The organism is Asticcacaulis benevestitus DSM 16100 = ATCC BAA-896, assembly GCF_000376105.1.
GTDB classification, from domain to species: domain Bacteria; phylum Pseudomonadota; class Alphaproteobacteria; order Caulobacterales; family Caulobacteraceae; genus Asticcacaulis; species Asticcacaulis benevestitus.
The window spans coordinates 121458-134841 of the sequence record NZ_AQWM01000002.1 but is presented as its reverse complement, the minus strand read 5'-3'; the positions used below and the strand labels follow the sequence as shown (position 1 = coordinate 134841).

The following is a 13384-nucleotide window of genomic DNA, read 5'->3' as shown; positions in this document are numbered from 1 at the left end:
AATTTTTTGTTTTGACGCACTTTTTAATCCGAAAAGTGCGTCACACTTTTCGGAAAGTGCTCTAGTTGGACGCCGGTGCTGGATTGTACATCGTCTTTACCAGATCGGCCTGCGGTACGCCGTCCTTGATCGCCTTGAGCAGGAGGGTGGCTTGCTTTGCACTATCGCCGCCGTGCGGGTTTTCAGCGATGATCTGGAGAACATTGGCGGCGTCCGACACTTGGTCCTTCTGTATCAGCAGGTAAACCGCCTGAAAGGCAAAGTTCGTTACGGCCGGTTCCAGATTATAAGCCTGAATGGCAGCTCTGAGCGCATTGTCATCGGGATAGTCTGGCTGGTCATATCCCGCCAATGACAGGTAATAAAGCGCGGAAGCATTGAGCGGATCGCCCGTATACGCGGCACCCAGCGCCTTGCGCGCCTTCTTCAGTGCACCGGGCCGATCCGCCTCGCTGGTGGCGTCCGAAATGGCATGGCGATACCAGGCTTCGCCCAACCTGAAGGCCGCCTCCGCATCGGCCGGATGGGCCGCTGTGTAGGGCGTCAGCCAGGCAATGGCTTTCAGGGGATCGCCGCCTATAACCTCGGCCCGGGCCAATATAAGCTGCGCCTCATCATCAGTGGGGAATTTGGCGGCTTCGCGGCGTATGTTCACAAGCGTCTTTTGTGCCAGCTCAGGCATCAGCCCCGAACGCATGCCAGCATCGAGCAGCAGCAGTTTATTAAGAGAGGCGGGCAGCGCCGTGGTTGTGATGACCGGCGCTGGCATATCCTTCAAGGCATAGACCTTGGCCGGCATTTTGTGGAAGTAATCCTCCAGTTCGATCGTCAGCTTTTTCATCGACAGGCCAAAGCTCGCCTCGAAGGCGCTGGCCGGATCTTCACCCTGGCGATAGGCCTTGAGGTAGGCCTGAAACTGAGTCATGCGCTCAGGTGAGGCGAAAATCCAATGCGTCAGCAGCCAGGATTGGGCATAATAGGCGTCGGTGTCCGGGCCGTTGCCTTGCCATGAGGTGGCGCTGCGCAAAAGCTTGTCATAACGGATTGAACCGGCGCCATTCAGGGTGCGTGCGCGGTCGCTCCAGAACAGGCCGACGGCGACCTGATCATCGTGCAGGCGCGCCGTGCCGTAATATTCCGCGAATCCTTCGACAAACCACGGCGGATAGCGTTCCAGATCGTGTTTATACATAAAATCGTGAGCGTATTCGTGAAACAGGATGATCTGGCTGGCACTTTCCGGCTGATGCAGCGCATCGCGGCCGGTTGAGACGGAGCGGTCGGGAAAAACAGCGATCGCCGAAGTGCCTTCTGTATCGAATATGAAGACGCCGGCGACACCTGCCGGCAGGTCCGGCCGGATCGTTGTCAGACTGGGGCGGCTGGCCAGTAGATATAGCCTCAGGGGAGGCAGGGCTTCCATATTCTGATTGCCGTAGAAGCTGTTGAGGACGAAGCGGTATTGTTCCAGATTGCGCAGGTAGGCCTCCGTCATCGGTGCGCTTATCTGGCTATAAACGGTAAAATGCTCCGATCGCGCCTGTACCCAGTTGCCGGCCCGCACCGTTAGGGGAGCAAGAAGGCAGGCCAGGGCCGAAAGCGACGCCCATAAGCGGCGTGATTTTTTGGTGATTCGCATATTTCCCCCTTACCAAGCCGCCAAACCCAGACTGCCGCGTCTTGTAGACTTTATTTAAGTCGAGGCTGCGTAGGCTGTAAAGTATAACCTTTGGTGGTTTGGACGTGACGACGCTAACAAAGGGATTTCGCCGCGTCTAGCGGCTTGATCCATCCGCCGGGCCAGTGCGCTTTAAGGCAAGTCTACCTCGATCTTGACGCCGATTCTGGAGCGTACATCGTTAAAATTATCGCCACGGCCTCATCGCTCAGGTCTCGCCGCCGTCGAATTGGCAACAAAAAAGCGGCCCCTTTCGGAGCCGCTTTTCATTTCATCCGTGTTCGGACGGTTTAACCGGCGAACTGATAAGCCGTCTTCACGATGGTGTAGAATTCCTTCGCGTAGGCGCCTTGTTCGCGCGGGCCGAAGCTGGAACCCTTACGGCCACCGAACGGGACGTGGTAGTCAACACCGGCGGTCGGCAGGTTGACCATGACCATGCCGGCTTCCGAATGGCGCTTGAAGGTTTCGGCCGACTTCAGCGACGAGGTGCAGATGCCTGCCGACAGACCAAACTCGGTGTCGTTGGCGACCTTGATGGCTTCTTCGAGATCCTTGACGCGGATGACCGAGGCGACCGGTCCGAAGACCTCTTCCTTGTTGATCGACATGTCCGGTGTGGTTTTGTCGATCAGGGTCGGGGCGTAATAGTAGCCGGGGGTGCCAAAGGTCAGGTCTTCGCCGCCGGAGAGCACGACGCCGCCTTCAGCCTTGGCCTTGGCGACCGCGTCACGGGCGATGGTGAGTTGTTCCTGCGAAGCGATCGGGCCCATCTGGACGCCGTCAGCGCGCGAGTCGCCGACCTTGATGGCCTTGGCGGCTTCGGCGAGCTTGGCGACGAACTGGTCTGCGATGCCTTCGGTGACGATGATGCGCGACGAAGCCGTGCAGCGGTGACCGGAGGAGAAGAAGGACGAGTTCAGCACCGAATTGACGGCGATGTTGAGGTCGGCGTCATCGAGCACAACGACGGGGTTCTTGCCGCCCATTTCGCACTGGACGCGCTTGCCTTTTGCGACCGCTTGATCACGGACGCGGGTGCCGGTGGGCACGGAGCCGGTGAAAGAGATGGCGTCACAGCCGTCGATCAGCAGCGGGCCGGCGACCGAGCCACGGGCGAAGACCACGTTCAGCACGCCCTTGGGCAGGCCGGCGCGGTTGAGGATGTCGGCCAGTTCCCACGCACAGGCGGGGGTCAGTTCGGCGGGCTTGCAGACAACCGTGTTGCCGAAAGCGATGGCCGGGGCCATCTTCCAGGCCGGGATGGCGATGGGGAAGTTCCACGGGCAAATCAGGCCAATGACGCCGACCGGCTCGCGGGTGATTTCCACCTTGACGCCAGGACGGACGGAATCGAGCACTTCGCCATGGGCGCGCAGGGCTTCACCGGCGAAATACTTGAAGATATGGCCGGCGCGGGTGACTTCGCCGATACCTTCCGGCAGGGTCTTGCCTTCTTCGCGCGACAACAGCGCGCCGAGTTCGGCCTTGCGGGCGAGGATTTCGGTGCCGGCGTTGTCGAGCACGTCGAAGCGTTGTTGCGGCGTCGAGAACTGCCAGGTCTTGAAGGCTTCCTTCGCCGCGGCGATGGCGGCCGAGACCTCGGCTTCACCGGCGGTCGAATAGGTGCCGACGATGTCGTTGGTGTCCGAAGGATTGATATCGTTGAAGGTCTTGTCGATGACGACCCATTCGCCGTTGATCAGATTGCCTTTAGTGGTCATGGCCGAAGCTCTCCTGAGGATGTGTGTGGCATTATGAAGCAAGCACTGGGACGGCTCTATAGGCCGTTGTGGTAGCGCTCACAAGGGAATGTTGTGCGCCTCTATATAGTCAGACAATAGTGGTTTGTCATCGGCAGAGACCGTAGATTTTGAAATTATCCGGATGAAATTATACACGGCTGATCAGGTGTTCGACCTGCGCCCCGGCGACGCCGGGCAGGTGCGCCAGGCGGTCGGTCATGCGGCGGGCTTCCCCGGGCGTCAAGCCGCTCACGCGGAAGCGATGCTGGTAAACGCCACTCAGCCTGTATTGCTGCAAGCGGCTTATAGCCAGACCCATGCGGCTGACGGCGCTGTCGATGTCAAAAGGAGACAGCGTGGTGAGGGAAACGATGTGGCTGAGGCTGGCGAAAACATCGCGGGCCAGATCGTCGTCGGGTTCGGTGAAGGAGACGTGCGCGTTCAAGTTTCAGGCCCATAAGCATGAAGGTCTCGAAAGGGAGGCTGGATAGATCCCGTTTCGTTGCCGGACATCGGCCGCATCGCTCTTTGATGAGCCGCCACCTTGCCGGGGAAGGCAGGTTGGCGCGGAGATGATCCGCTCTTGATGCGCGCTCTCTATAGCGGTCTCGCGTGTCGGCATCAACTAAAATCGTATACGATGTTAAGCTTTACTGAAACCTTGGGTAATGTCTTTTGAGGTGCATTGAATCCTTGGGCGCTTTAAAGGCAAATGGCCGCTTACAACATTCAGGCGGGCGGGCAGCTTCAAGGTTCAAGTATCATGGCAATTCCGTTTATCGACCTCGGTATCCAGCGCGAACGTATCGGCGCGAAGATCGAGGAGGCTGTCCTCAAGGTGATCAAGCACGGCGCCTATATCATGGGGCCTGAGGTGCGCAGCTTCGAGGCCAATATGTCGGCCTTCGCCGGCTCGAAGCACACCCTGTCCTGCGCCAACGGCACCGACGCCATCGAGCTGATCCTGCTGGGATTGGGTGTCGGTAAGGGCGATGCCGTGTTCGTGCCGGCCTTTACCTTTGTTGCCACCGCCGAAGTCGTGCCGATGACCGGCGCCGAGCCGGTGTTCGTCGACATCCAGGCCGACACCTACAATATCGATCCGGTCAAGCTGGAAGCGTCCATCGAGGCTGTACTTAAAGAGGGCCGGCTTAAGCCCGCCGCCATCATTGCCGTCGACCTCTTTGGTCAGCCGGCCGATTATCCGGCGCTTTCGGTCATCGCCAAAAAGTACGGCCTCTATCTGATCTGCGACTCGGCGCAGGCCTTTGGCTGCACCATCGATGGCAAGCAGCCGCTGGAGTGGTGCGTGGCGACGGCGACCAGCTTCTATCCGGCCAAGCCGCTGGGCTGTTATGGCGATGGCGGCGCGGTCGCCACCAATGACGACGCCCTGATGGAGCGCTTGGTGTCGTTCCGCGTCCATGGCGGCGCCACCGCCACCGACGCGGCGACCATGAACTATACCCACGAGGCCAAGTACCTCAATGTCCGCATCGGCATGAATTCGCGCCTCGATACCATCCAGGCGGCGGTGTTGATCGAAAAGCTCAACATCTTCGCCGAGGAAATCGCCCTGCGTCAGAATGTGGCCAGGCGTTATAATGAGCTGCTGGGTGGCAAGGTCATTTCGGTGCCGCACGTCAAGGAAGGCTATGTCTCGACCTGGGCGCAATACACCATCGAGCACGCCAACCGCGACGCGCTGCAGCTGCACCTGCGCGAAAAGGGCGTGCCATCGGCGGTCTATTATCCGATTCCGCTGCATCAGCAGCCGGGCTACAGCATGTTCACCTCTGGCACCGGCGATCTGGCGGTCTCGGAGGCCAAGTCGAAGACCGTGATCAGCCTGCCGTTCAGCCCCTATCTCGATGCGGCCACACAGGATGAGATCGTCGCGGCCGTTCTGTCGTTTGAGGGCTGAAAAGCAAACTGACGCGTTCCTTGAGCAATATGACGGCCTGGCGCGGTATTTTGCCAAGGGTTCGGAAAATTTCTCAAAATGAGTCGGCTTTGCGGAAAAATTTGTCTTTTAATCGCGGCAATCTTCCGCTATGGACAAAAAATACCCTCGATCTCGCGTGTGCACACACATGGATGAAAAGTCCGTGCGCTGAAAAACGGTGTGCTGCGTAAAGAGCCGGGCTTTGCAATACTAAGAGGCTAAAACCATATGGCGATATTACAGGTCAGTGCAGCGGCGGCAACGGCAGGGGCGGCGAAGCCCGCACTGCTGGCGCATCAGGCTGTGCTTGATCTCAGCGCCGGCGATACCGCCTGGATGCTGGTCGCCACCTGCCTCGTGCTGTTCATGACCCTGCCGGGGCTGGCGCTGTTTTACGGCGGCATGGTGCGCAAGAAAAACCTGCTCTCGACGCTCGCCCAATCGGTCGCCACCTCGGTCATCGCCTCGGTGATCTGGATCTTCATCGGCTACAGCTTTGCCTTTGGCGTCGGCGGTGGTGATGCGGCCAGCTTCATCAACAAGTTCATCGGCGGTTTTGATGTCGCCTTGCTGAATGGCGTCAAGCCGGACACGGCCTATAGCGCCGCGCCGCACCTGCCGGAATATCTCTGGGTCGCCTATCAGATGACCTTCGCCATCATCACGCCGGCCCTGATCGCCGGCGCGATCGCTGAGCGCATGAAGTTCTCCGCTTTCTGCCTGTTTGTCGCCCTGTGGAGCGTGCTGGTCTATGCGCCGGTCTGTCACTGGGTGTGGGGCGGTGGTTTCCTGGGCGCCATGGGCGTGCTCGATTTCGCCGGCGGCGCCGTGGTGCACGTCAATTCCGGTGTCGCCGGTCTGGTCGCCTGTCTGGTCATCGGCAAGCGCAAGGGTTTCGGCCGCGACAACATGGCCCCGCATAACCTTGGCTACACCATGATCGGCGCCTCCATGCTGCTGGTCGGCTGGATCGGTTTTAACGCCGGTTCGGAATGGGAGGCGGATTCGCTGGCCAGCGTGGCCATGCTCAACACGATCGTTGCCGCCATGACCGGCGCAGTCGGCTGGATTATTCCCGAATGGATCGAGCGCAAGCAGCCGACCCTGCTCGGCATGGTTTCCGGTCTCGTGGCCGGTCTCGTCGGCATCACCCCGGCGGCCGGCTTCGTCAACCCGACGGGCGCCCTGGCCATCGGGCTCCTGACCGGCGTGGCCTGCTATTTCGGCACGACCTACGTCAAGAACATGTTCCGCTACGATGACAGCCTCGACGCCTTCGGCGTCCACGGCATCGGCGGTTTCGTCGGCGCCCTGCTGACGGCGGTGTTCGTCGACACAACGATAAATACAGGCGACGCGGCGGCCCACGCCACCGTGCTCAAACAGTTGATTGGCCTTGTGGTGGTCATCGGCTGGAGCGCTCTGGTTACCTTCCTTATCCTCATGGTCTGCAAATACACAACAGGCCTTCGCGTAACAGAGGAAGAGGAGATCGAGGGTCTCGATCAATCGCAGCACGGGGAGACCCTGCACGGATAAAATCAAAAGGCTGAAAGGCTGGACTGAGTTTTCCCCCTCGCGATTGACCAGAGACCCACCCGGAAGCGGGCGGTCGCGAGGTCAGCCGAGGGGGTTCGCATGTCAGGGCCCTGAGGCGTTATAGACTTCCGAAGCTTTCGCTTCGGCAAGGCCAGGTGGTCAGAGGCGAGGTTTCGCCGAGCCATGCGGCCTTGAGCTGGTAACAAAAGAAACAACAAACGGCAAATATGTCATCTGTGGTAAAAAAGCCGCCGAACGTTTGCCGGGATTGAGATTAGAACTTTTCTTTGCAAGGGTTTTGCGCTTTTAGCACGCTTGTTAGAGAGTATTGGGCCGCTGGGCTCGCTTCGAGTGAGAAGGTAGTGAGATGGATACGAACCGTTTCGTGATTGAAGTCAAAAAGACACCGGCGAAAACCGATGCGAAGACACGCATCGAGAATTTCAACGAGATCTATGCCGACTTCAAACCGACACAGGCCTCGCATCAGGCCTCGCGCTGCGCCCAGTGCGGCGTGCCCTTCTGTCAGCATGGCTGCCCCCTGTCGAACAACATCCCCGACTGGCTGCGCCTGACCGCCGAAGGCCGTCCGCAGGAAGCCTGGGAGCTGTCGGCGGCGACCTCGACCCTGCCGGAAATCTGCGGCCGTATCTGTCCGCAGGACCGTCTGTGCGAAGGCTCCTGCGTGCTCGAACAATCGGGCTGGCAGAACGTCACCATCGGCAGCGTGGAGCGCTATCTCGGCGATATGGCCTTTGAGAACGGCTGGATCGAGCCGATCGTGCCGGAAGTCGAGCGTTCGCAATCGATCGGCATTATCGGCGCAGGGCCGGCCGGCATCGCTGCCGCTGATCGTCTGCGCACGCAAGGCTACAAGGTCACCATCTATGACCGCTATGATCGCGCCGGCGGCCTGCTGGTTTACGGTATCCCGTCGTTCAAGCTGGAAAAGCACGTCGTGGCGCGCCGCACAGACCGCCTGGCCGCTTCGGGCGTCGAATACGTCATGAACACCGACATCGGCGCCGACGATCACCTCACGTTTGAGGAACTGCGCGAGAAGCATGACGCCGTGCTGATCGCCACCGGCGTCTACAAGACGCGCCGCCTGTCGGTGCCGGGCTGTGGCTCGAAGGGCGTGGTCGCCGCGCTCGATTACCTGATCACGGCCAACAAGGTCGGTTTCGGTGATCAGATCGAAGATTTCGCCAATGGCCGTCTCAATGCCGAAGGCAAGCACGTTGTCGTTATCGGCGGCGGCGACACCGCCATGGACTGCGTGCGCACCGCCACCCGTCAGGGCGCCAAGTCGGTGACCTGCGTCTATCGCCGTGACCGCGCCAACATGCCGGGTTCGGACCGAGAAGTCTCCAATGCCGAAGAAGAAGGCGTGCGTTTCGAGTGGCTGTCGGCCCCGAAAGCCGTCCTCGGCGATGCCGACACGGTGACGGGCCTCAAGATCCAGCGCATGCGCCTGACCACGCCGGACGCGCAAGGCCGTCAGGGCATCGAAGACATCCACGGCAACGAAGCCGACCTGCCCGCCGATTTGATCATCGAGGCGCTCGGTTTCGAGCCGGAAAATCTGCCGGTGCTGTTCAATGAACCCAAGCTCGAAGTGTCGCGCTGGGGCACCCTCAAGGTGATGGCCGGCGAGTTCGCCACCACCGTCAAGGGCGTCTTCGCGGCGGGCGATATCGTCCGTGGCGCATCGCTCGTGGTGTGGGCTGTCCGCGAGGGGCAGGACGCCGCCGCCGACATCCACCACTATCTCCAAACCGAATTACTTGTACCGGCCAACGCCAATGGCGAGCCTTCCTCCTACGCGCTGGGAGCTGCGGAATAATCATGACCTTCGACTCTTACAAGCACTACCAAGACCAACGTCAGCGCCTGATCGACGGCCACGCCTACGATCCGGAATCCGAAATCTCGGCCTGCGGCGTCGGCGTCGTCTGTTCCATCGATGGCTCGCAAAAACGTGAGGTCGTCGAACTGGCCGTCAAGGCGCTGAAAGCCCTGTTCCACCGCGGCGCCGTCGATGCCGACGGCAAGTCGGGCGATGGCGCCGGCATCATGATCAATGTGCCGCAGGCCTTCTTCCGCAAGCAGATCGAGAACATCGGCCACAAGCCGCGCTCCGGCCCAATCCTCGTTGGTCAGGTCTTCCTGCCGCGCACCGATCTCGGCGCCCAGGAAACCGCCCGCACCATCGTGGAATCGGAAATCCTGCGTTCGGGCTTCTTCCTCTATGGCTGGCGTCAGGCGCCGGTCGACGTGACGCAGCTCGGTGAGCGCGCCATGGCGACGCGTCCGGAAATCGAACAGATCATGATGGCGGCGCCGGAAGGTCTGGAAGGCGAAGCGCTGGAACGCGCCATGTTCCTTTGCCGTCGACGCATCGAGAAGCGTGTCGATGACGCCCACCTCGGCGATTTCTATCTCTGCTCGTTCTCGGCCAAGACCCTGATCTATAAGGGCATGTTCCGCGCCGAGTCGGTCGATGACTTCTATCTCGACCTGAAGGACCCGGACTTCACCTCGTCGGTCGCTATCTTCCACCAGCGTTTCTCGACCAACACCTTCCCCGAATGGCGTCTGGCCCAGCCCTTCCGCATGCTGGCGCACAACGGTGAAATCAACACCCTGCGTGGCAACATCAACTGGATGAAGTCGCACGAGATCCGCATGGCCGCCACCACCTTTGGCGATCAGGCCTCGGACGTGAAGCCGGTCATCCAGCCGCGTGGCTCCGATTCTGCCGCGCTCGACAACGTGTTCGAACTGCTGGTCCGCGCCGGCCGCTCGGCGCCGATGGCCAAGGCGCTGCTGATTCCCGAAGCCACCGCCAATGACGAGACGGCTTCCGACGCCAACAAGGCGCTCTACGCCTATTGCAACGCCGTGATGGAGCCGTGGGACGGCCCCGCCGCCATCTGCGCCACTGACGGCCGCTGGGTCATCGCCGGCAAGGACCGCAACGGCCTGCGCCCTCTGCGCGTCACCGAAACCAAGGACGGCCTGCTGATCGTCGGTTCCGAAGCCGGCATGACCGGCGTGGCCGAAGAGCGCATTTCGCGCCGCATCCACATCGCGCCCGGCCGTATGATCGCGGTCGATCTCGAAGGCGGCAAGCTCTACGGCGAGGATGAAATCATCGACGCTCTGGCGGCCAAGCACAACTATTCGGGCTGGCTGGAAAACATGGTCGATCTGGAACCCCTGATCATGCCGGGGCCGGAGCCGCGCGTCTATTTCGGCGAAGAACTGCATCGTCGCCAGATCGCTGCCGGCTTCACGCTCGAAGACCTCGATACGGTCCTCGACGCCATGGTGAAGGACGGCAAGGAAGCCATCGGCTCGATGGGCGACGATACGCCGCTTGCCGTGCTTTCCGAGCAGTGGCGTCCGATCGCGCACTATTTCCGCCAGAACTTCGCGCAGGTCACCAACCCGCCGATCGATCCGTTGCGCGAAGCGCAAGGGATGTCGCTCAAGACGCGCTTCAAGAACCTTGGCAACATCCTGGCCGAGGACGAGGCCCAGACTGACGTCTTCGTGCTGGAAAGCCCGTTCCTCAGCACGCTGATGTATCAGCGCATGATCACGTTTGATAATGTCGGCCATGTCGCCAAGCTCGACTGTACCTTCCCCGTGCCGGGCGAAGGCGCCTTGCCGGGTGCCGGCCTGAGCGCCGCGCTCGAACGCCTGCGTGACGAAGCCGTCAAGGCCGTGAGCAACGACAAGGCCAGCATGATCGTGCTGAGCGATGAAGCCCTGTCGGCCGATCTCATGGGCGTGCCGATGATCCTGGCCGCCGCCGCCGTCCACTCGCGCCTCGTGCAACAGGGGCTGCGTTCGTTCGTTTCGATCATCGTCCGCACTTCGGAAGCCATGGACCCGCACACCTTCGCGGTGCTGGTCGGCGTCGGCGCCACGGCGATCAACCCCTATCTGTCGCTGGAAATTCTGCAGGAACGTCTGGCGCAGGGCCGTTACGAGGGCTTCAACGAGCACAAGGCCTTCTCCAATTACAAGAAGGCTATCGAAGCCGGTCTGATGAAGATCCTGGCCAAGAAGGGCATCTCGATCATCTCCTCCTATCGCGGCGGTTATGAGTTTGAGGCGCTTGGTCTTTCGCGTGCGCTGGTGGCCGAATATTTCCCCGGCGTGACCTCGCGTATCTCCGGCATCGGGCTTTCGGGCATCGAGCAAAAGCTGACCGCCCTGCACCTCAATGCCTGGGCGAAGAAGCCTGTCACCCCGATCGGCGGCTTCTACAAGATGCGCGCCGCCGGCGAGACCCACTACTATCAGCCGAAGCTTATCCACCTGCTGCAGGACGCGACGACGCGCGACGATTACGAGGTCTTCAAGAAGTATTCCTCGCTGATCGCCGGCATGTCGAAGACGGCCCCGACCAGCCCGCGCGACCTGCTCGCCTGGGAAGGCAAGCTGCCGCCGCTCGCCATTGAAGAGGTCGAAAGCGTCAACGAAATCCGCAAGCGCTTCGTCACGCCCGGCATGTCGCTCGGCGCGCTCAGCCCCGAAGCCCACGAAACCCTGAACATCGCCATGAACCGTATCGGCGCGCGGTCGGTGTCGGGTGAGGGCGGGGAAGACCCTGAGCGTTATCACCGTCGTCCGAACGGCGACAATCCGAACTCGGCCATCAAGCAGATCGCGTCCGGCCGTTTCGGCGTCACCGCCGAATACCTCAACCAATGCCGTGAGATCGAAATCAAGGTGGCCCAGGGCGCGAAGCCCGGCGAAGGCGGGCAACTGCCCGGCTTCAAGGTCACCGAGTTCATCGCCCGTATGCGTCACTCGACGCCGGGGGTTGGCCTGATTTCGCCGCCGCCGCACCACGACATCTACTCGATCGAAGATCTGGCCCAGCTCATCTATGACCTGAAACAGATCAATCCGCGCGCCCGCGTCACCGTCAAGCTGGTGTCGCAATCGGGCATCGGCGCGGTCGCGGCCGGCGTTGCCAAGGCCAAGGCCGACGCCATTCTTGTCTCCGGCAATGTCGGCGGCACCGGCGCGTCCCCCCTGACCTCGGTCAAGTTTGCCGGCCTGCCGTTCGAGCTCGGCCTGTCGGAAGCGCATCAGGTGCTGACGCTCAACAATCTGCGCGGCCAGATCCGTCTGCGCGCCGATGGCGGTATGCGCACCGGTCGTGATATCGTGATCGCCGCCCTGCTCGGCGCCGACGAATTCGGCATCGGCACGGCCTCGCTGGTCGCCATGGGCTGTCTGATGGTGCGTCAGTGCCAGTCGAACACCTGCCCGGTCGGTGTCTGCGTGCAGGACGAGCGCCTGCGCGCCAAGTTCACCGGCACGCCGGAAAAGGTGATCAACCTGTTCACCTTCATCGCCCGCGAAGTGCGCGAAATCCTGGCCTCGCTTGGCCTGCGTTCACTCGGCGAAGCCACCGGCCGCACCGACCTGCTCCAGCAGGTGTCGCGCGGCGGGGTGCACCTCGATGACCTCGACCTCAACCCGCTGCTGGTCCGTGTCGATCTCGATCCCGGCGCCACCATCACGCGCTATGACGAGATCAACGAGGTCGCCGATACGCTCGACGCCAAGATCGTCCGTGACGCCGCCTACATGCTGGAGCGCAAGGAAAAGATGCAGTTGACCTACGATGTGCGCAACACCATGCGCGCCGTCGGCACCCGCACCTCGTCGCATATCGTCAGCGCCTATGGCTCGACGCTCGATGAGGGTCACCTCAAGCTCGACCTGATGGGGTCGGTTGGCCAGTCGCTTGGCGCTTTCGCGGTCAAGGGTCTGTCGATCAACCTGATCGGTGAAGCCAACGACTATGTCGGCAAGGGCCTTTCCGGCGCCACCATCGTTATCCGGCCCAAGGCCTGGCAGGAAGGCCAGGCGCTGGCCGGCAACACCCTGCTTTACGGTGCGACCTCCGGTCAGCTCTATATCGCCGGCTCAGTGGGCGAACGTTTCGCCGTCCGTAACTCCGGCGCCACCACGGTGGTCGAAGGCGTCGGCGCGCATGCCTGCGAATATATGACCGGCGGCGAAGTCGTCATCCTCGGCAAGTCCGGTGCCAATTTCGGCGCGGGCATGACTGGCGGTGTCGCCTATGTCTACGATCCGGACGAGACCTTCGCCCGCTACATCAACCCCGAAGGCATCACCTTGCGTCCCGTACCGGATGAAAACGTGGCCCGCCTCAAGGCGTTGATCACCACCCACCTTGAGAAGACGCTTTCGCCGCGCGCGCAGGCCATTCTCGATGATTGGGATAACAGCCTGAAGGCCTTCGTTGAGGTTATGCCGAATGAGATTTTGGCCATACAGCAAAAGCTGCAAGCCAAGAGCGCTTAAAAGAAAAGGCGGTCCGCAAGGGCCGCCTTTTTCGTTGGCCGTGCCTGAAAATACCGCATAAACCGAACGTGATTTCTTTACTGGTATGTGGCAGCCTAGTTTGCGGACGAGGGCGAG

7 protein-coding genes and 1 riboswitch are annotated in these 13384 nt (G+C 61.1%); of the genes, 4 read left to right on the top strand and 3 right to left on the bottom strand.

Annotated features, from left to right (window positions below; translation table 11 throughout):
- Positions 1–61: 61 nt before the first annotated feature.
- The 3 genes from B060_RS0104025 to B060_RS0104015 form a co-directional block, all read right to left on the bottom strand.
- Positions 62–1639, bottom strand: a complete 1578-nt coding sequence (locus tag B060_RS0104025; RefSeq protein WP_018080469.1) for a hypothetical protein — start codon at positions 1637–1639, stop codon at positions 62–64.
- Positions 1640–1968: 329 nt separating this feature from the next.
- Complete coding sequence (locus B060_RS0104020) at positions 1969–3402, bottom strand: aldehyde dehydrogenase family protein (protein ID WP_018080468.1); 1434 nt, start codon at positions 3400–3402, stop codon at positions 1969–1971.
- A 169-nt stretch (positions 3403–3571) separates the two neighbouring features.
- Positions 3572–3868: a hypothetical protein gene (locus B060_RS0104015; RefSeq protein WP_018080467.1), complete on the bottom strand. Its 297-nt coding sequence runs from the start codon at positions 3866–3868 to the stop codon at positions 3572–3574.
- Between the two features lie 43 nt (positions 3869–3911).
- Positions 3912–4018: riboswitch (SAM-I-IV-variant riboswitch) on the bottom strand.
- A gap of 168 nt (positions 4019–4186) precedes the next feature.
- Between B060_RS0104015 and B060_RS0104010 the strand changes: the two genes are divergently transcribed.
- The 4 genes from B060_RS0104010 to gltB all read left to right on the top strand — a co-directional run bounded on the left by B060_RS0104010 (position 4187) and on the right by gltB (position 13267).
- Complete coding sequence (locus B060_RS0104010; RefSeq protein WP_026172585.1) at positions 4187–5347, top strand: DegT/DnrJ/EryC1/StrS family aminotransferase; 1161 nt, start codon at positions 4187–4189, stop codon at positions 5345–5347.
- A gap of 249 nt (positions 5348–5596) precedes the next feature.
- Positions 5597–6907: an ammonium transporter gene (locus B060_RS0104005; RefSeq protein WP_018080465.1), complete on the top strand. Its 1311-nt coding sequence runs from the start codon at positions 5597–5599 to the stop codon at positions 6905–6907.
- Between the two features lie 367 nt (positions 6908–7274).
- Positions 7275–8753: an NAD(P)-dependent oxidoreductase gene (locus B060_RS0104000; RefSeq protein WP_018080464.1), complete on the top strand. Its 1479-nt coding sequence runs from the start codon at positions 7275–7277 to the stop codon at positions 8751–8753.
- Positions 8754–8755: 2 nt separating this feature from the next.
- Positions 8756–13267, top strand: coding sequence for a glutamate synthase large subunit (gene gltB, locus B060_RS0103995; RefSeq protein WP_018080463.1), 4512 nt, complete (start codon positions 8756–8758; stop codon positions 13265–13267).
- Positions 13268–13384: the final 117 nt, after the last annotated feature.